Annotated in this window: 16 protein-coding genes and 1 pseudogene; 5 read left to right on the top strand and 12 right to left on the bottom strand. The window is 41.4% G+C overall.

From position 1 onward, the window contains the following. The 3 genes from V7K38_RS03150 to V7K38_RS03140 form a co-directional block, all read left to right on the top strand. Positions 1–626 (top strand): hypothetical protein (locus V7K38_RS03150; RefSeq protein WP_334855369.1); only part of this gene is annotated, 626 nt, incomplete at its 5' end. A gap of 38 nt (positions 627–664) precedes the next feature. Then, positions 665–1549 (top strand): tRNA pseudouridine(55) synthase TruB, encoded by an 885-nt coding sequence (gene truB / locus V7K38_RS03145; protein ID WP_334855367.1) that lies wholly within the window; start codon positions 665–667, stop codon positions 1547–1549. 108 nt (positions 1550–1657) lie between these two features. Then, positions 1658–2506, top strand: coding sequence for an alpha/beta fold hydrolase (locus V7K38_RS03140; RefSeq protein WP_334855366.1), 849 nt, complete (start codon positions 1658–1660; stop codon positions 2504–2506). 298 nt (positions 2507–2804) lie between these two features. On the opposite strand, the gene V7K38_RS03135 is transcribed toward V7K38_RS03140, so the two are convergent. The 5 genes from V7K38_RS03135 to carA all read right to left on the bottom strand — a co-directional run bounded on the left by V7K38_RS03135 (position 2805) and on the right by carA (position 7174). After that, positions 2805–3107 (bottom strand): DUF1816 domain-containing protein, encoded by a 303-nt coding sequence (locus tag V7K38_RS03135; protein ID WP_334855365.1) that lies wholly within the window; start codon positions 3105–3107, stop codon positions 2805–2807. An 86-nt stretch (positions 3108–3193) separates the two neighbouring features. After that, positions 3194–4330, bottom strand: a complete 1137-nt coding sequence (rlmB, locus tag V7K38_RS03130; protein WP_334855363.1) for a 23S rRNA (guanosine(2251)-2'-O)-methyltransferase RlmB — start codon at positions 4328–4330, stop codon at positions 3194–3196. Between the two features lie 95 nt (positions 4331–4425). Further along, the gene (locus tag V7K38_RS03125) at positions 4426–4941 is read right to left on the bottom strand and encodes a Mini-ribonuclease 3 (RefSeq protein ID WP_334855361.1); all 516 of its coding nucleotides are present in this window, start codon (positions 4939–4941) and stop codon (positions 4426–4428) included. 544 nt (positions 4942–5485) lie between these two features. Beyond that, entirely contained in the window at positions 5486–5851 is a 366-nt protein-coding gene (locus V7K38_RS03120; protein ID WP_334855375.1) for an STAS domain-containing protein, read from the bottom strand. 156 nt (positions 5852–6007) lie between these two features. Further along, positions 6008–7174 (bottom strand): glutamine-hydrolyzing carbamoyl-phosphate synthase small subunit, encoded by a 1167-nt coding sequence (gene carA, locus V7K38_RS03115; RefSeq protein ID WP_334855360.1) that lies wholly within the window; start codon positions 7172–7174, stop codon positions 6008–6010. A 234-nt stretch (positions 7175–7408) separates the two neighbouring features. On the opposite strand from carA, the gene V7K38_RS03110 reads away from it, so the two are divergent. Beyond that, a complete protein-coding gene (locus V7K38_RS03110; protein WP_334855374.1) occupies positions 7409–8449 on the top strand; it encodes a retropepsin-like aspartic protease family protein in 1041 nt (346 codons plus the stop codon). Here the strand turns inward: V7K38_RS03110 and trpD are convergent. The 3 genes from trpD to V7K38_RS03095 form a co-directional block, all read right to left on the bottom strand. Beyond that, entirely contained in the window at positions 8379–9473 is a 1095-nt protein-coding gene (gene trpD / locus V7K38_RS03105) for an anthranilate phosphoribosyltransferase (RefSeq protein ID WP_334855358.1), read from the bottom strand. The two genes, V7K38_RS03110 and trpD, sit on opposite strands and share 71 nt — an antisense overlap. A gap of 83 nt (positions 9474–9556) precedes the next feature. Continuing rightward, the gene (locus V7K38_RS03100) at positions 9557–10444 is read right to left on the bottom strand and encodes a DNA adenine methylase (RefSeq protein WP_334855356.1); all 888 of its coding nucleotides are present in this window, start codon (positions 10442–10444) and stop codon (positions 9557–9559) included. 13 nt (positions 10445–10457) lie between these two features. Further along, positions 10458–10706 (bottom strand): restriction endonuclease, encoded by a 249-nt coding sequence (locus V7K38_RS03095; protein ID WP_334855372.1) that lies wholly within the window; start codon positions 10704–10706, stop codon positions 10458–10460. A 223-nt stretch (positions 10707–10929) separates the two neighbouring features. Between V7K38_RS03095 and V7K38_RS03090 the strand changes: the two genes are divergently transcribed. Next, the gene (locus V7K38_RS03090) at positions 10930–11109 is read left to right on the top strand and encodes a high light inducible protein (RefSeq protein ID WP_334855354.1); all 180 of its coding nucleotides are present in this window, start codon (positions 10930–10932) and stop codon (positions 11107–11109) included. An 83-nt stretch (positions 11110–11192) separates the two neighbouring features. On the opposite strand, the gene V7K38_RS03085 is transcribed toward V7K38_RS03090, so the two are convergent. The 4 genes and pseudogenes from V7K38_RS03085 to V7K38_RS03070 form a co-directional block, all read right to left on the bottom strand. Beyond that, the gene (locus V7K38_RS03085) at positions 11193–12284 is read right to left on the bottom strand and encodes a hypothetical protein (RefSeq protein ID WP_334855352.1); all 1092 of its coding nucleotides are present in this window, start codon (positions 12282–12284) and stop codon (positions 11193–11195) included. A 159-nt stretch (positions 12285–12443) separates the two neighbouring features. Next, entirely contained in the window at positions 12444–15419 is a 2976-nt protein-coding gene (locus V7K38_RS03080) for a molecular chaperone (protein WP_334855350.1), read from the bottom strand. A gap of 417 nt (positions 15420–15836) precedes the next feature. Continuing rightward, positions 15837–16305: pseudogene (locus V7K38_RS03075) on the bottom strand (DUF2887 domain-containing protein). Positions 16306–16361: 56 nt separating this feature from the next. After that, positions 16362–18899, bottom strand: a complete 2538-nt coding sequence (locus tag V7K38_RS03070) for a proteasome protein (protein WP_334855348.1) — start codon at positions 18897–18899, stop codon at positions 16362–16364. Positions 18900–19497 lie beyond the last annotated feature (598 nt).

Raw genomic sequence — 19497 nt, 5'->3', positions numbered from 1 at the left:
GAGGAACAGGCATCAGTCAATATGCCATATGTTTCGGGAAATCATATTTCCTAGTTACAAGCCCCATCCCCTCGTGGGTGGGGCAGTTGACTTTATCTACTTTAGTTTACTACTTAGATGGATTAGGTGTGAATTTTGTTGATTGGAATGTTTGGGAAGGTGTCATTCACTGTTCTATTTATTTTTCTTTAGGTGCAGTATGTAGCAGTGCTTTAATGCTGAAAGCTAGTAAAATTAACACTTATATGCTAATTTTGATAAATTTAAGTGGATATTTTGCAGTAGCGCTAGCAGTTAAATCTCAAATTGGTGAAAACTATTTCTTTATGCCCATAATCGCATTCATCGGCACAATAGCCTCAATAGCTATGGGAATTTTACTGTCACGATTAAATGTTGCGAACTTTATAAAAAAGTGGGGACTCTTATCTTTAGAGATTTATTTGGGTCATGTAATCTTTATATATGTTTTTCGGTTACTGCTCCAAAAAATCTTTAATTTTACAGAACCAATCACACATATTGTCTTGGGAATAATGATTGGTCTTTATGCACCTATCGCTCTGGCTATTATTTGCCGTAGAGTAGGATTTAAATATATGTTTACGCTCCAATCTCGTCACTGATAGTGTATATAAAAGCTATACAGTAAGATATTGATTTTGTGTTATCTGAAGGTTTTCTCAACTTAAACAAACCATTTGGCTGGACTTCCCACGACTGCGTAGCGCGGGTGCGAAAATTGTTGCGCCTCAAACGTGTAGGACATGCGGGAACCTTAGATCCAGCCGCTACAGGGGTTTTACCAATCGCCCTTGGTAAAGCCACAAGATTATTGCAATATCTACCTGAGAACAAAGCGTACATTGCCACTATTCGGCTGGGTGTGCGGACTACAACCGATGATTTACAAGGTGAAATCATCACTTCTCAACCTTGTGCTGGATTAAGTTTGTCAGAGGTGAAAACTGCATTAGCGCAATTTGAAGGCAAAATTGAGCAAATACCACCTATTTATAGTGCAATTCAAGTAGATGGGAAACGTCTCTACGATTTAGCACGCCAAGGGAAAACGGTGGAAGTTCCAGTGCGAACAGTGGAAGTTTTTCGGATAGATATTTTAGACTGGAGAGAAGGGGATTTTCCTGAATTGGATGTGGCGATCGCTTGTGGTTCTGGTACATATATAAGAGCGATCGCTCGTGACTTAGGTGCAATCTTAGAAACTGGTGGCACTCTTGCGGCTTTAATCCGCACTGAAAGTAGTGGTTTCAATTTAACCGATAGTCTCACCTTGACTGATTTAGAAGCACAGCTACAAGCTGAAACATTTCAACCCGTTTGCCCAAATGCAGCTTTACAACATTTATCATCTGTTACTTTACCAGTAACATCTGCTCAAAAGTGGTGTCAAGGTCAGCGAATTTCTCTAAATTTCGATGTTCCTGAAATAGTGCGAGTTTATGATGAAGAAACTCGCTTTTTAGGTATTGGACAATTACAAGACGAAGTGTTGATCCCCCAAATGGTTTTTGAACCGATTTTTTAACATTGTGGTGAATTTAAGATTTGAATTTGAATACAGAGTTTGGGCTGAAGCTATCGCAGCTAATAGAGTTGCGATCGCTATATTCACTAAACAGGAGAACGGCAACTAATGAGCGATCGCCATCCTACCACTGCTACACGTCTCAATGTTTACATCCAAGGTCAAGGATTCCCCATTCTGGGCTTACATGGTCATCCTGGTTCTGGTCGTAGTCTTTCTGTATTTACCAATCATTTATCAAAACGCTATCAAACTATTGCCCCCGATTTACGCGGATACGGCAAAAGTCGGTGGAATGGCAATTTTGAGATGAATGACCATTTAACTGATTTAGAAGCGCTGCTAGACCGCTTAAATATTGAAAAATGCCTAGTACTAGGATGGTCACTTGGGGGCATTCTGGCAATGGAATTGGCATTGCGTTTACCAAAACGCATTACAGGGCTGATTTTGGTGGCGACAGCCGCAAAACCCCGTGGTAGCCATCCGACCATCACTTGGCAAGATAATTTATATACTGGCGTTGCTGGCTTATTAAACTATATAAAACCGAGTTGGCAATGGAATATTGAAACTTTTGGCAAGCGATCGCTTTTCCGCTACTTAGTTCAACAACATACATCCACAACTTACAACTATATCGCCAAAGAAGCAGTACCAGCTTATCTACAAACCTCTCCTGCTGCTACTCGCGCCCTTTATAGTGCCATTCAATCGGGATACAATCGGCTTTCAGACCTGCCACAAATCCAATGTCCTAGTTTGGTACTTGCTGGCGAGCAAGATCGCCACATCACATCCGATTCCAGCTTACAAACTGCTCAAAACCTCCAAAATTCTCAGTGGCGGTGTTATTCAAACACCGCCCATCTTTTCCCTTGGGAAGTCCCGCAGGAGGTGCTGAATGACATTGACCATTGGCTGGAAGAACATCCGCAGGTAATTCGTAATTCGTAATCAAAAATCGGGTTAGATTAAAAAACAAACATCTATTGGTCAACTACTTATGGTTGGAATCTAAATACCCATCCATAACGTAATTACTAATTGTTAATAATTCGAGGGCTTTTAACTTTTAACCAGATAATTCGTAATTCCAACTCGAAATTACGAATTACGTTAGCGCAGCGTCTCGTAGAGAAGCGCTAGTGAGTCATCTCCCTTGGCGCTAGCCTTCTCCCAAAGGGAGAAGGGGAGACGCCAAAGGCGAACGAGCGTCATTACGAATTACGAATTATCCTGATTTTCGCCTAACTTAAATCTGACCGCCAAAGGCAGGCTGTACTTTGCGGTCAAATCTTTCCCCCAGGTCTTCAGCAATTGTTAAGGTATTAGGTTTACAACGCTTGACACGCACGGTAATTCCCATAGCTCCTTCGACTTCCAAATCTTCTATATATCCAATGCTTGACAATTTTGCATCAGAAGAAGTCAGAAATGGCCCAAAGTAGTAAGTACACCGGGGATTTTGCGTCACAATCTCTACCCACCAAGCCAGTCCGATGGAGTCGAATGTGTTAATCAACACTTCCTTGAGGTTATGCCAAAGGGTTTTCATGATTTTCGTCGATTTATAAACGTCTACAGGGTGTTAAACGATATGGTGCTTTATTATCTTTTACATTTCTTTATACTCTGTTACTGTTATTTTTTCAAAGAAATTTTTTGTAACTTATCTAAATAATGCGTATTTAGCGATCGCTGGCGATAAACTTCATAAAGCGCCATTCCTGCTGCTACGGAGGCATTCAGGCTGGGAGTCTTACCTTGCAGAGGAATCGATACCAAAAAATCACAGGAACGTTGCGTCAACATACCCAGACCTTCGCCTTCTGAGCCAATTACCAAAACGATTGGGCCTTTGAAGTTTACAGTATGCAAGGGTTCGCTTCCACTTGCAGCAGTGCCGTAAATCCAAAAGCCAGCTTCTTTTAATTCTTCTAAAGCGCGGCTGAGGTTGACAACTCTAGATACAGCAAAGTTTTCTAATGCACCTGATGACACTTTCATCACAGTAGAAGTGATCCCAGATGCCCTTCTTTGGGGAATTACCAATCCTTGAGCGCCTATTGCTTCGGCGGTGCGAATTATGGCTCCTAAGTTTTGGGGATCAGTAATTCCGTCAGCAACTATAATAACGGGATCGGTTACAGATTTAGATTGTTCAATAAGATCGGGCAATTCGATATAGCCGTAGGGAGCAGTTTGTGCTGCCACACCTTGATGATTAGCCCCATTGGTGAGATAGTCTAAGCGCTTGGGTTCAACCTCATCAATAACTGTGCCATTTTCCTTAGCTTGCAGGAGAAAATGGTGAAAGCTGGGATCGTAGCGCAGACGGGTAGTAATCCAAATGCGGTTGAGGTTGCGCTGTTTTTGTAACGCAGTCAATACTGGATGGCGACCGTAGATGAGATCGTTATCTTCTTCTGTGGGTTCTGTAGATACAGGCGACTGGGAGAAGTTGGTATTTCGTTGTCGGAAATTGCCAGAAATGTGGTTACTATCGAATTTCCGGGGATTGCGAGTCGGATTTTCCGCAGAAATAGGATTGCTATCAAATTTCCGGGGATTGCGAGTCGGATTTTCCGCAGAAATAGGGTTGCTATCGAATTTCCGGGGATTGCGAGTCGGATTTTCCGCAGAAGTAGGGTTGCTATCTATTTTCCGGGGATTGCGAGTCGGATTACTAATAACACGCTTACCCTTAATTTTTATGGGTTTCCCACGATTGGCTTCGCTAGTAGAAGTGTTGATGATTTTTCTCGGTTTATTCTGCATTTGATTTATGGATATAGCTTATGGTTGAACATACCGATTACCGTAATTTATGGAACTTCATCTACTGCTGTACCTATTGTTGTGAAATTGAGTTTTCACTCTTTTGCTACATGAAGCATTTGCAACAGTTCGGTTAGACGCTGGTAATCGGTGAGATATAAGTAGCCTATTAGAGTTTCTAGACTAGTTGCCTGTTGATAAATTTCGGGATTAAGTCGCTTAGGGCGGCCTGTAGCGGCATTTCTACCCCGTCGGACAATTTCTAATTCGATGTCCCTCAGAAGAGGAGTTAGCGATCGCAAATGTAGCGCTTGTGTTTCTGCCCTTACCTGCTCCACTACCAGACTATGGTAAATTCCTGACCGCTGCAATGGCAGCAGATAGAACATTCTAACATACAACTCATAAATTGCATCCCCCAAATATGCTAAAGCAGTAGGAGAAATTTGTTGCACTTGTGAGAGGGAAATCTGTTGGAATGGCTCTGTGGTTGCCAAGAGTGCTTGAGTCCAAGATAAACCCTGCTTAGGAGTTCCATCTTGTCCATCTAATAGTTCCTCCTGTGACTTCACAAATAAATCATTCCTTAACGGGCTAGATTTGGCAGGCATTCTTCGCAAAGACTGATTTTTAGGAAGTATGCCATGATAGTATACTTAGCATAATCAATACTATCAAAATTACTTCCTAATTTCATCTTTTTGATTGAGAGTTGGCATTTAAAATCACCCTGAAGTTAACGCCTATGAACCGAGTTTTGCCTACTTGTGATTGTAGTCGGTGTCTAATATCGGGTAGAATTTGAACATCAAATTAACCCTGTTAAGCGATCGCATTGTCATACTTACTTAGTAAGCGACAATTTTTAATTATATAGGATCAAGTCAAGTTTATATATACAAATATGTTAACTTTGTATTTTTTATAACTTTTTCAGACTTGATTATTTATCCGATGTTCTAGCCAAAAATTATGTACTCAACGATTGAGTGTCTAGATATCTAGTTATTGCTCAACTTTAAACATAATTATAGCTCAACTGGCTTTTTGCCTCTCCCACAAGAAGAGAGGTAAAAAACCAGAAGTTTTAAAAATTAAGCTACCCGATGTTGAATCTGGATAGCCAAATTTATCTCTCGATTCCAGCAATCAAGACTACTTGACGTTTTCTAGAGCTTCTTCAACTGATTTTTGCAGGGAGAGAAACTTCTCTAGACGAACAAGCTTGACCGTTTGAGTCACGCGGGCATTCGTGACAATTTGCAAAGTACCCTCAGCAGTTTGAGCCTGCTTGGCCAGCTGCACCAGAGCGCCCAAGCCAGAGCTATCAATAAAGTCGATTTGTGAGAGATCCAAAATAATGTGCTTAGGGCCCTCTTCAATCTTACTGCCAAGCACTTTGCGAAATGTAGGCTCAGAAAAGGCATCTAACAAACCTGTAAGGCGGAATAGCTGGCACTTATCCCGGACTTCACGAGTACCCCTCAGGCTAACGGTTAGATTCAGTGGTTCAGCAATAATTCCCTCCTCATGAGTTAAAGTGAACGCTCAAGTATAGATGGTTTTTGAGCAAGTTGTCTACAATCTTTTGGGGCATTGGAAATTGGGGATTGGGCATTGGGCATTGGGAAAACACCTAGTCCCCAGTTCCTAGTCCCCAGTCCCCAGTCCCCATTTTTACCTCACCTCGGCTGTCGCGGCTTGACGTGCTGTTCGCATGGCTTGAACAAATTGCTCAAACAGGTAATCAGCATCGTGTGGGCCAGGACTGGCTTCTGGATGATACTGTACAGAGAATACAGGTAGAGATTTGTGACGTACCCCGGCAATGGTGCGATCGTTTAGGTTGAGATGGCTGACTTCTAAAACTGCTGTAGGTAAAGAATCTGGATCAATAGCAAAACTATGGTTTTGGCTAGTAATTTCTACCCGTTGTTGTAAACCCGCAGGCTGATTTAAACCACGATGACCAAATTTTAGTTTATAGGTTTCTGCCCCTAATGCATGACCTAAGATTTGATGCCCCATACAAATACCAAAGATCGGCTTTTGACTTAACAAAAGCGCTTTAGCAGTTGCAATCCCTCCAGTGACGGCAGCAGGATCGCCTGGCCCATTAGAAAGAAACACACCATCTGGATTGTAATTGAGGATTTCTTCTGGTGAGGTATCAGCAGGCACAACAATTACCCGACAGCCGTAACTTACTAAGCGTCGCAAAATATTGCGTTTTATGCCAAAGTCAAGAGCTACAACAGTAAAGGCTTCCCCAGGATTTTCCGCAGCCTCAGAGTTGAATTCCCAAGCTGGAATTGTGGGATCAGACCATTCATAAGCTGTTGAGGTGGTGACTTCCCGAACCAGATTTAATCCCGCCATGTTAGGAGCCGCCTGTACCTGCTCTAGCAATTCCGCCTCATCAAGAATGGTTGTGGAAATACCACCGTTCATGGCTCCAAACATCCGAATTTTGCGGGTGAGGGCGCGGGTATCGATGCCGTATATCCCTGGTACTTGGTTTTGTTTGAGGTAGTCTGGTAAGGATTGCGTCGATCGCCAGTTACTTGGTCTGTGACAAATATTTCGGGCGATCGCACCCCGCACCTGGAGGCCATTTGATTCCTCATCTTCAAGATTAATACCAGTATTGCCTAATTCAGGATAGGTAAAAATGATAATCTGACCGCAGTAACTGGGGTCGGTTAGGACTTCTTGGTAGCCGGTCATACCAGTGTTGAACACAACTTCTCCGATCGCGGTTCCCGTAGCACCGAAAGACCAACCGCGATAAGTAGTTCCATCTGCCAGGACAAGTAAAGCAGGTATTGCGTCAGTCAGGGGCATAGTAAATTGGGAATTGGGAATTGGGGATTGGGGATTGGGGATTGGGGATTGGGGATTGGGAAAACTCTTCCCCACCTAGTCCCCTGTCCCTAGTCTCCAGTCCCTAATACTGCGATTGTTAATTATCCCATGAGTTGGGCAATTGGGAGTTTTTTGGATAGTTAATTAAAATTAAATTGGGAATTTAAAGTGGCGGGAGTGGATTTGGCAAAGCTAGGGCGGTTAAAATTAATTATGCTTCAGTCTTTTTTATCCCGTGCAACCCTAATTTTTGTATCAAGCGCTCTAGCGGTTTTGTGTGTTGCCTGTAGTGAAGACAAACGGAACACAGTGACTGGTGGCAATGAGCAACCCGTGCCAATTGGGGATTTGGCATCAGTAGAACCTGCCGTCAAACCACCAACACCAGCAGTCACTCCAGAAGTACAGCCGCTAGAGCCGTCTGAAAGCGAACCAAGTCTTTTTGAACAAGGATTAGACAAAGCGGTTGGCGCTTGGAGTATCAGCCGATCTGCTCAATCTCCAGGTGATTGGATTTTGGTGGCGAATCAGTACGAAGATGCGATCGCGCTGATGGAAAGAGTCCGGCGACAAAGCCCCGAATTTGCGATCGCTCAAACCAAAATCACTGAATATCGTCGCCAAATTAAATATGCTCAACAACAAGCTGCTCCTCGCCCTGTAAGTCTTGCCGAACCGAAGAGAATAGTAGTTGTGGTTCCTCAAACAGCAATTACACCAAAGTATACCTCGCCTCCACAAGAAACAAAACCGTTACCAATAGAGCCAGTTTTACCTTCATCAGTAGTGGTGATTCCAGATCAGCAAGTGTTTACAGCCCCAATTAAAAGGCGACTTGGTGGAACGCCAATTGTGGAAGTCACTTTCAATGGCCAACAACAATTTGACATGATTGTGGATACGGGAGCTAGTGGCACAGTCATCACCCAAGAGATGGCCAATGCTTTGGGAATTGTGACAGTGGGGAGAGCTAAGGCCAACACCGCTAGTTCTAGGGCTGTAGAATTTCCTGTGGGCTATGTTAATTCGATGGCAGTTGGTGGGGTAATAGTGAATAAAGTACCAGTAGCGATCGCAGGTGCGGATCTAGAAACTGGACTTTTAGGACATGACTTTTTTGGTAACTACGATGTCACCATTAAACGTAATGTGGTAGAGTTTCGGCCGCAATTGCGATCGCAAATCAATTCGCCAGAAACTCAACTAACTGCTCCAACTTCGTCCAAGCAGCCCCGCTTTGTAGGATATCCTTAGCGATTTTAATCCCTTGAGCGTGATCTAGGAGTGCGATCGTACCTGCTACTTGCAGCGCCAACGATGCATTTAAGGCAACTGCATCTTGTTGCGCCTGAGTTCCCTTACCTTGCAATACCGCCTTGAGAATCGCCGCGTTCTCTTGAACATCCCCACCCCGAAGCATACCTATGGGAGCAGGTGTTAGATCCAAATCTAGGGGATTAATGGTAGTTACCTGCACTTCTCCATTTGATAAAACTGCTAAGTCAGTTTCATCTCCTAACCCAGCCTCATCAAGTTTTTCTCGTCCATGTAAAACGATCGCCTTTTCTTTGCCCAAATTGTTTAATGCTTGGGCAACAGTCGCCAAAAGCTTAGGAGTAAATAACCCCACCACTTGCCCAGTTGGACGCAAAGGATTTACTAATGGCCCCAGCAAATTAAACACCGTTCGTACCCTGAGAGTCCGCCGCAATTGGGCAACCGCTTTAAGTGCTGGATGCCAACCAGGGGCAAATAAGAAAGTGATCCCCACCTCTTGTAATGCGGCTTGTACCTTGTCACTGGATGCACTCAAGTTTACACCCAAGGCTTCCAACACATCTGCGCTCCCCGTGAGACTTGAAGCTGAACGATTGCCGTGTTTAGCAACGGCTACGCCAGATGCAGCAGCGACAAATGCAACGGCTGTAGAAATATTAAAGGTTGATGAACCATCTCCACCAGTGCCACAAGTATCTATTACAGGGATTAGAGATTGGGTGGATTTTTGCCCAGTCCCCAGTCCCCAGTCCCCAGTTCCCAATTTTGATTGAGATTGTAATACTTCAGCCATGCCGGTTAATTCGTCAGCAGAAATGCCTCTAAAGTTCAGCGCTGTTAAAATAGCCCCTGATAACTCTGGGGGAACCGCTTCACTGAGCCAACCTTGCATCAATTCAGCAGCTTGAGTACGAGACAAGGATTGGCCATCTATTAATTGTTGCAGCAGCATATACCAACTAGCAGAGGCTTCTTGAGCAGAGATTGGAAAAGTTGTCATAGCTAAGGTTTATGGTTTGGTAGGGTGTAGCTAGGTTGAAGGGTATGGGAGCTATCCTACCGGAAAATTGACCGCTATTAAAATTAGGTTGAAATATCAAGGTTCAACTGCAAAGCTGGATTAAGAAGCTTTTGATTTTTTGCTTTTTTATCCAAATAAAGTTTAACTTCATAGTTAGTAATGAATAGCTCTTTTCCTTTCGCTGCACCATTCTGCTTGTAGTTATTCATGCCATACTGCAATTCCCATGCTGAGATATTAGCCCATTGAAAATTTTCTCTAATTTGGGGTGAGTCGTCGTAGGTAATTAGCCAGCGATGATGGCATTGTTGCAAAAATTCAGCAAATCTTTGATGCTCAAAAGAGGTGTGCAAGTCACCATCTTTACCATATAGCTTTGATTTTGTGGCACTAAAGTATGGTGGATCTAAAAATACAAATACATCTTCTACTGTTGATTTTAACAGGTGACTGTAATCGAGATTAGTAATTTGGATATTTTCTGATAAAATACCTTCTAATTTTTCTAATCGTTCTATTGAAGAATCAGTAAATCTTTTATGAAAAGCTTCTTGAGAAAACCCACCTGATTCTACAGTTCCTGAAAAAGTAATTCTATTGAGGACGAAAAAACGAACGGCTCTTTCTAAATCAGATAAATTATTGACATCTACGCTAGTTAATTCTATAAATAATAATTTACCATCTGTATATTTAACTTTAATATGCCGAATTTCTTGAACTAATTGAGCTAGATCGGATTGGGCAAATTTCCAGAATAAAAATAGTTCGCGGTTTAAATCGTTAATCCAAATCTTGATATGCGGAAACTTTTGTCTTAAATAAATGAATACAGAACCACCACCCACAAAAGGCTCTCGAAATTCTGAAAAGCTTTCTGGTAAATATTCAGATATTTGATTTATTGCTTTCGACTTACCGCCAGGATATCGGAGAGGACTTTTGAGCATAATTTAGGAATCGTCATACTTGGGGTAATAACAAACGTCGAAAGCCTTCCTGCTCAAAATGACGATCGACAAATTTTTGGATTTCTGGTCTGCCTACAACATTAGTATTCCATTTTTTGGCTTGAAGATAAACAACATCTAATCCTAATTTATCTTCTTTAATTATACCATCAATTCCACCATCACCCCTCTTACCAATTGCTTTACCAGCATCACATCTTGAACCTCCATAACCCGTTTTTATAAGTAAATCAATGACCAGTCTTTCAAAAAATTATGGCAAGACATTTTTAACATCATTGCCAGAAAATTGGTGAAAAATAAGTTAGGCGATCGCAAACCTGCCATTATAAAATTACGTATCCGTAATATATAATTGCTAACTAAATTCTGTCTTGCTTTCATGTTGCAATCTCGTAAAAATCTGTTACATTACTTTACAGGCAGTTATACCTGTTACAACATAAAAGCTCGGAGTATTATTTATGGCAGACTTTAAAAAGACTACGGGTTCGGTTCCAGAAGATCCTAATGCTTTGCGCTGGGGCTTCACTCCTCAGAGCGAAAACTGGAACGGTCGTTTTGCAATGATTGGTTTTTTATCTGCTGTTGCGCTTGAAGTGTTTTCTGGTCAAGGGATTTTACACTTCTGGGGCATTCTATAGATTTCAACGTTTTTATACCTTCATTGATTAGGCAAGGCAGCGATTTGTAAAATCGTCTGCCTTTCCTTTGTCAGAGAATTCCCTTACCGTGATGAGCGAAATATTACACGACCTGGGGATTCATCCTGATTAATTCGCGCATATACTCGAAGACAAGTTAAGACTTCGCCAGGAATACCACCACAGTCTAGTTGTAAATCATCTTTGGATGAAGCACAGATATCTGCATAAAGTCCCGATAATTGGCGAATTCGCACTTCATTACCTGCATTAATAGCTTCATCAGCGACTTTCTTCAAAATGCGTCGTGATTCATGTTGTAGCTTTCCCCACCAAGAATAGCGTTCAGCCGGTGGTACGAATACTAGGGAATGTATCGCTTCATCCATGTCAATCCAAGCACGGAGAATTGATAGGGGATCGAGCTTTTTCTCAGCTTTTTGGGTGCGTTGGAAGCGATCGCTTAAAGCATCAATATATTGATCGCGCTGTTCTGGTTTAGAGTGCAAGGAAATGACATCGAAGCTAAAAACGCTCTTTAAAGCATGATGTAAATCTGGATCTATTTCGATAAAATTCATATATAAAAATAGAAATGCTGCTGGTAAATCCGATACATTACCTTCTGTCTTTTGAGGAATTGAAAGTGCTTGTTGATACAGAGTCAATCCCTGAGTTTGAACAGTACCACTAAGTCCGGGATAGATAATTTCAGTGCGGATAAAGGGAAGTTGATAGAGGTTAGAATTATCTGCGATCGCACCAACTTCTTGAGCTAAATCTAAAGTGCGCGATCGCCAAGTTGCAGCTAAATCTTCTGGTACTCGCAGCAGCTTGCGTTGAATCTCATTCCACAAATCAGAATCCGTTGTGCTTTGCAGTTGAGAATTACCCAGATAATAATTAAGTTCTGAGTCAGAATCAAAAGCTTCTCGCAGGTGATTTAGTTTTAAATCAACTGGTGGATCTTCCCAACTAGTATCTGGCTGTAGGGGTGCAGGTTGCAACAGGTTATGAAGTTCTTGCAGCATTTCATCGCATATTTTAGATCCTGGATCTAGTGGAAATTTTGTACGAGCCTGATTTAAAGTAGCCTCTAGTCCATACAAACTAAACCGCAGTAACTGGGCTAACTCTGAGTTTTCTATCTCTAATAATTGACGCAAGTGCTGCATGAATATCACCTCCAAATATTACCTCTATGTGATTTGTAGTAAATTAAATTTGCCAAAACTATGCATTCCTTTGCATTCTTCTCTGCGAGACGCTGCGCGTAGCTTGCTATGCAGTTCGTTAAACAAATTGACTTTGACAAAGCAAGTTTAATACAAGAGTTAATGTATGCCGCAAAATGGATCGCGTTCTTTATCTACTTCATTGGGCTGCAATTCTAATTCAGCAATATAAATGCATCCCTCTTCTTTTAAGCATTCTTGATTGCTGGATGTCCAATAAGGCACTTCACCAGCGTGCATTCGTAAAATACCTTGATCGTCTAGAGTTACACGATATTGGCAAGGATAATCTGTTGTTACATCTGGTTTGCTGAGTGCGCCAATTCTTATCCATTTTTTGCTGTTGGTTTCTGCATCTGTTTGATAAATATAGAATGTGTGCTGGCCAGTTTGCGGGAATGGAGGTAAGGGATTACTAATTAACCCAATTCCTGGTTGAGTTACGCCATCACGTAGATAGTGAAATTTTTGAAACAATTTACTACCATCATTTCCTACTTCAAATACAAGATGATAGGCATCTGGTTGATCAACAGTTGCTGACTCAATAACATTGACGGCAATATCACCATCATTTAAATCTTTATTGAAGCCTTCTACAGCAATATTCCAGTTCAATTTACCATCAGCAAATAGCGGCGATGTTTCTGAAACAACCGATTCCAAATCAATGCCGGGAATATCAATTAAATAATGGGGATTTCCCTGACAAAGCAACAAATTAAATTCAAGGGTTTGGTCAATTTCAAATTGGACTTTAATTTTTTTCAGGAACTCTGCTTCTTGCATTCCCAGTTTATTCATGAGGTTTTTACCGTCAAAGCTACCCCATAGCCGTAAATCTCCATCCTCGTAGTCTTGACGGTAAATAATATTAGTTAATTGTATCCCTTGCCATGCAGTACGAACCTTGGCGACAGTTTCCCAAGGTGCAAGTTGATAGAGTTCTTGTCCAGCTTTAAATATAGTTAGTAAATCGTTACTTTGGGTTTTGCGTTTGAAGTTGCAAGGCAAATAATAAAACAGATTTTTGACATCAATTTCTAGTTGATTGGCTCCCTTACGCAGCAAGCTTTTAGACTCTTCTGGATCGAATCTTAATCTTCGCAATTTTTCAGCATAGCAAGCACCGGCGGAAGTGGCTAATTTTGTAAATTCCAACACAAAGGTAATCCGTTCTGGATTCCATACAAAATATGGAGACTTACTAAATTCTTGATAGATTTGGCGCTGCACTATGTCTAAATTACAAGTTTTTCCAGATAGAATTAACCAATCAACTTTTTGGGAATTCCAAGAATCTTTGGTGATATCATCAGGACGCAAGCGACTTTCCATCAATCCTTTGGCAATACCGATCGCTTCTTTAATTCCTGAAAGGGCGGCTCGTTCAAATTGCCGATTATCTAAAGTAATGCAGATGTTATTTGGATCTTTTACTTGCCATTTAACGGCGCTTTGGGTAAGCAATTCGGAAATCTGTTGTTCAGAAAGTGTGAAGGTTAATAAAGAATTATCGGTTGCTGCTTTTTGCCCAAGTTTAAGTTTAGCGGCTTCTGCATGATCCCAGAGAATATAAAATGATTGCAGGCGTTGGGGTGCTTGTTGCCAACGGGTGGGTAATATTTTCTCGGCAGTATCTAGGGCATCTTTATAAGCAATATCACCTTCTGGATTCTCTTTATCTATACATTTTAAAAGACTGCCACTTTTGAATTTGCCTTGTTCTAAAAAGCGCTCGTTTAATTCAGAGGTAATTAAATCTTCTAGCTTTTCATTTTTAATATCACCTGTTGTTACTGCTGCCAATAAAAAGTCTGCGATCGCAACTTTTAATAATCTAAAAATCCGCAGTGTAATTAATTCACCACCTAACTGTAAATGACCAGATGAACCTAATAGTTTGGGAGTAAGTTTATAATAACGTCCTCCTAAACCCCGATCTTCATAATCGGCAAAAGCAGGGGTTTTATCTTCTAAAGTCAGTTCAATTAAAGCTAAGTCTGTGGTTCCCCCGCCGATATCCAAAACGAGAACATTTTGTGACCATTTATTTCCAACTTGACGACAACGAGTTTTGAATGACTCAATGCCAATGTTGAGATTACCACCAAATTCTCGCCATAAAAAGAATATTGCCACAGAAACGGCTTCATCATAAGCAGTTTGGACATCATCGATCCCCAACTGCTCAACTAATTCCTTAACTTCCTTGCGAACAACTGGTGGGGCGACAGTGGGGTAGGTGACAACTGCTGTTAAAAAAGTCCCCTCTGAAAATCTGCGTTGGGCGCGTTGGCGGTAATCTTCAGTTAACTCGATTAAGTGCGCCCAAGCAGATTGAATTAGTTGATTAGCAGTAATTATTTCTTCTTCACCATCCAAAATAATGGAAAACGATCGCTCCTGGCCAAAATAGCGTTTGGGTGAATGGTGAAATCTGCTGATAATTTCCTTTAAAGAATTGCTTGTACCTTGGGCGATCGCTTTTTTGCGATTATCTCTAGCTTCCCTACCCATCCGCAGTTTTAAGTCCCCTAACTGCGAAATTTCTAACTCGCTGGGAATTTCCGTATCGCGGCGATCGATATCCAGCACAACTGGGATCAAATTTTGGGACTCTAGGGTAGGAACACGGAATACTTCATGATAGATTTGGTAAAGTTTTTTGCTGACAGCCCGGCGAAACCTCTCACTGTTTCCTAAAGAAAGCTCAATTTGGCGAATTGCTTCTAAAAATCGCTCTTTATTATCACTTTCAAATACTTCACTCAACTTTGTTGGCTCTATCTCCAGATTTTTGCTAATTTCGGTGATGAATTTTGCCCAATCATCATCGCTGACATCTGGTAAAGCTACTGAAGCGGGAGAACTCAGCCATTGTGATAAGCGATCGCGCAACCGCATTTCTTGTTCTTTGGGGAGAATTTCTGCGATCGGTACTTCAATTGGATCGAAAAGTGTGACTGTCGAATTCGACGTACCAAAATCTAAAGCAAACCATCCCGGAAATCTTTTTTGTTGTTTCTCGCTTGGTTCGCGATCGGTATAGTTGTTCAATTTAAAAGGGTTCATTATAGGATCAAATGATTCTGTTGAGCGATCGCTTTTTTATCTAGGGCGATGTCTACGCTTTTTCATGTAAAAGCGTAGACATCGCTATTAAAATTCCACCAGTTACTAAGTTGATCTTGAAGATTCTTGCGGACTTACAAGTCTTATTTGTTCGACTTGTTCGATAGTTAAATCAAGTAATTTAGCAACCTCTTCTATTGAAATACCATAAGCTAAACACCAAGGTATAAGTTCACGTTTGTTCTATTTGTTCTCGTGCTTGTTTTTTTCATTCTTGTCGCCCTTCTTCTTTAGCTTCTCGATAAACTCTAGTTTCTTGTAACTTAATTTCAAACATTGCCTCTAACTCTTCACAACTTAAGTTGGAAAATTCATAACCAGTAATTGTTGTGATTACTCAGATGCAAGTCTTACTTGTTAAATGGTTAAATTAAGTAATTGGGCAACCTCTTCCATCGACATACCACGAGCTAAGAACTGAGGGACAAGTTCAAGTTTTCCTTGTTCTCGTCCTTGTCGTAGTCCTTGTCGTAGTCCTTGTTCTAATCCTTCTTCTCGTCCCTCTTGTTTAGCTTCTTGATAAACCCTAGTTTCTTCTAACTTAACTCCTAACATAGCCTCTACCTCTTCACGACTTAAGTTGGTAAATTTATAAACAGCAATCGTTGTGATTACATCTATTATCTCCTTCTTAGCTAAAACAGTTATCTGCTCTTGTTGCACCCGGTGGAGGTAAAAATACCCCATCAATCCGAAATGTTGGTTCTTTAACTTCAACTGATTCAAAACGATAGTTAGCAGCTTCGGTTGGTGGCTGTTCTACTAACTCGAAAAACAAACCGGGGACACGCTTGAAAATTGGATAAAAAATCGCATCTCTTCTCATAAACACATCCTCATATTCATACCCGATCGCAATCAGTCATTCTGAGTTAGCTCACCTCAAACATCTAAGTAAGAAACAGCAGCAATTTCAGAAAGAATCTGCAACCAAGTAGGAATTGCTATTTCAGATGGTAAGTCTCCAGCCGCTAAATATCTCAGCAATGTTTCTTTTTTTGAAAGGTTTTGCAAACTAGGAATAATTTGATCTAAAATACCTTCTATTTCCGAATTAATTTGCTGATTGACTTCGCTAACATACTGCACAAGATGGAGACTAGCGCTAGCAGTGATTTCATCTCGTAGCCGCAGTACTAAAAGTTGGTGATTGCTCGATCTAGATAAACCCTGGTTTTTTTCTGTGGCCCAGTCAAAGATTTGACCAACGTTGTGTTTCTCGTCTTGACGCGCTAGGGGAAAGATGGTTTCAGGTGCAACATTTTTATCTTTACTATTGATTTCCGAGATGATTGCTTCCTTCCATTCGTTAGGATCGCACCCTAGTAATAACTTGTAAAAGAGATCGGCATCTTCAAAACCAAATTTCTCTTCAATTTCTTGTTCCATATCTGGATGGAAAAATGCCTGTAATTGTTCGCGTTCTGGGGCTACATAATTTGACAATTGGTTCAACAAATCTACCACTGCTTGATGGATGCGATCGCGGGCAAAATCTTCTACTTCCTTAACGGTTTTTTCAAATACTGGATAAAAATCATCGCTCTTAGTCGGGAGGGAAGTATTTACACGGTTTCCCCGATCGAATAATTTCCCAGCTGCACCTTTAGATTCTGCCAGAGCGATCGCCCCATTGTTGGCTTTGTTGAAGAGTAAAGTCCACTGGTTCCAATTAAGAATTCTAAAAGTGAGTTCGTCTTTAACTATATCGCTAACGACAATACCGCGTCGGTCTTTGAGTGGTTCTGTCCCTAAATCTTTTTGAAAATTCCTGTAGATTTTATCCAAGCTTTCGACCACATAGCGCAACTCAAGAAAGGCGGGGCTGTCTCCTGTAGGGATACCTTGCTCGTGAATTTCATCTATGATGTCTTTCAAGTGGTCTTGTTGCTGACTCACTACATCAGAAGCTCTGCGAGTATCTTCATACAGTTGCTTCAAACCGTGATCTGCTACGTGAGTTTGAATCACTTCCCGCAGCTTACTAAGTCCGCCATCTTGACCAAAGTAACCTAGCTGTTTGCCTAAATTACTGCGGGGATCGGTGTCTAACAGCCGTTCACTTAATAACTCCCATTTATCTTGTAGCCGTTTAGACCGATCTAGGTAATCAGGATAGTCCAAGTTAGCCAAAAAATCTGGTGAGCCGGCTTTGACTGTACTAGAACGTTTTGCTAATTCAGCCAGTCCCAACAGTGGCGACAGTAAAACGATGCGGTCTTTTTGGGTTGTAAAGGCTTCTGCACCGTCAATGGTAGTTTGCAGAACTTTGAGTTTTTGGAGAACGGTTTCCTCTTTTAAATGTGAACTATCTTCAATCAGTTGGTCGAGTTCTCTCTCGCCGCCTTCACTATCTAGGGGGAGTTGATCGAAGCGACCCACACCGACGAGAATTAAATCTTTCAGGTCTTGTCCCGGTCGCTGCTGCTGCATCATGGTGAAAATTTTGTTGGCGCGATCGCTACCGGGAGATTTACCATTTAGCAATACCAAAATTGTTTGCACTTCTGCCAGTTCTCGCAGTGACAAAAAGGTATCCCTAGCCCCCGAATTAGCAGCCCCCAATCCTGGAAAGTCAATCAGAATAAATTTAGATCCACCTGTAAAATCCCAAATTTCCCGTGAGATTTTCACATCGATATCTACGCGCCGGATCAGTGGAAAGCTATTCTGCAATAACTTTGTTGGTAGTCTTTGGGGTGGACTTGGCAATCGGATATGGGCTGGCGGTAAATCCTCAAATTTCAGACTTTGGATTGCCATTGGCTGTTCAACCAGTTGTAGCCCTTCACGGGCGGTAATAGCATCAATCTGGTAATGCCCACCACACATCACTTCCCCATAAGCTTGATAAGCCCGCAAGAATAATACCAACTCCCGGAGTAAATAACGTAACTCTAAATTGTTACTACTATTCCAAGCTTCCTCACACCAACCAATAATATCTTTGCCAGAGTTGAGTTTTGATACTGGTATCGGAGGAAGCCCTGCTGCTGTCGTGCGTTTATGGGCTTCCCCCAGCATGAAGCGTAGACACTCATGTACCCCTTCGTGAGAAAGATACTCTACAGTAAAATTACTTAATTGAGTAGTTGCAAAGTCGTCTTGCGGGATGATATGTATTGCGGTAACATTACCTGTAGTGGGGTTTTCACTGACTGGTAAAGCATCTGCATATCCAATCAGACTGCCTAAAAGTAAAGTTTTCCCACTACTGAATTCCCCCATCACCCCAATTTTGACAGGTGAAGTTGCAAGGTCTACAGTTTTCTGGGCAGCCGATCGCAGACGCAGGAGACAGTCATCAAGACTAGCTGGAACCCAATCTTCTTTTTTTGAAGGGTGCTGGGGCACAGAATCTATCTTTCGGAGGATGAATTCGCCGTACTCCTTAAAACGGCCTAGTTTATCTGGTTCCATAAAGTAGTTCCCGCCTAACATTAATTTCTGTGAGCTTTATAACATATAAAATGCGATTGCTAGCCATTGTTGCAAGGTGTTGATATCACATTTAGCATCTCTCTCATTTAATTTGCGATTTTGGAATGAAGCATTTTGAACGGCCAAGACAATTTTGAAAAATTAGGTTTTGCTGGGAAGATTGAATAAGGATTCAGAATTCAGAACTCAGAATAGAGAAGGCAAAGTTTTATACACAAACTGACTGAAAACTGCTTAGTATGGATGTGGGCATTAAATCCTTTTAGACCAGTGATCTTAAGAGGATTACCGAAAATAATTAGGTGAATATAATAGAGCCTCCGGTACGCCTGCCATAGGATGCCCAAAGGGCTGTAGAGCGAACGCTACTACACAAGCAAAAGGGAAAACATGGAAAATCAAAGATTTCAAATCCATAAGGGTGGGTTTTGTCTATATAGCAGCGACTTATAGTAGCCAAGACTTTAATTCATGCTGAATTCTTCTTGATAAAAAATCAATATTTATTTGATATGAAATTACCGATTATTATGAATTTATGATAAAGATGTAAACGCCTCATAGCGAGTCATATAGT

Origin of the sequence: Nostoc sp. (assembly GCF_036917465.1) — a bacterium.
In the GTDB taxonomy this organism is placed as follows: domain Bacteria; phylum Cyanobacteriota; class Cyanobacteriia; order Cyanobacteriales; family Nostocaceae; genus Nostoc.
This window is presented reverse-complemented; position numbering and strand designations above follow the sequence as displayed.

Coding starts and splice junctions, on each gene's coding strand:
- V7K38_RS03140 (WP_334855366.1), top strand. CDS start 1,658: ATGAGCGATCGCCATCCTACCACTGCTACACGTCTCAATGTTTACATC.
- V7K38_RS03135 (WP_334855365.1), bottom strand. CDS start 3,107: ATGAAAACCCTTTGGCATAACCTCAAGGAAGTGTTGATTAACACATTC.
- rlmB (WP_334855363.1), bottom strand. CDS start 4,330: ATGCAGAATAAACCGAGAAAAATCATCAACACTTCTACTAGCGAAGCC.
- V7K38_RS03125 (WP_334855361.1), bottom strand. CDS start 4,941: ATGCCTGCCAAATCTAGCCCGTTAAGGAATGATTTATTTGTGAAGTCA.
- carA (WP_334855360.1), bottom strand. CDS start 7,174: ATGCCCCTGACTGACGCAATACCTGCTTTACTTGTCCTGGCAGATGGA.
- V7K38_RS03110 (WP_334855374.1), top strand. CDS start 7,409: ATGCTTCAGTCTTTTTTATCCCGTGCAACCCTAATTTTTGTATCAAGC.
- trpD (WP_334855358.1), bottom strand. CDS start 9,473: ATGACAACTTTTCCAATCTCTGCTCAAGAAGCCTCTGCTAGTTGGTAT.
- V7K38_RS03100 (WP_334855356.1), bottom strand. CDS start 10,444: ATGCTCAAAAGTCCTCTCCGATATCCTGGCGGTAAGTCGAAAGCAATA.
- V7K38_RS03090 (WP_334855354.1), top strand. CDS start 10,930: ATGGCAGACTTTAAAAAGACTACGGGTTCGGTTCCAGAAGATCCTAAT.
- V7K38_RS03085 (WP_334855352.1), bottom strand. CDS start 12,284: ATGCAGCACTTGCGTCAATTATTAGAGATAGAAAACTCAGAGTTAGCC.
- V7K38_RS03080 (WP_334855350.1), bottom strand. CDS start 15,419: ATGAACCCTTTTAAATTGAACAACTATACCGATCGCGAACCAAGCGAG.
- V7K38_RS03070 (WP_334855348.1), bottom strand. CDS start 18,899: ATGGAACCAGATAAACTAGGCCGTTTTAAGGAGTACGGCGAATTCATC.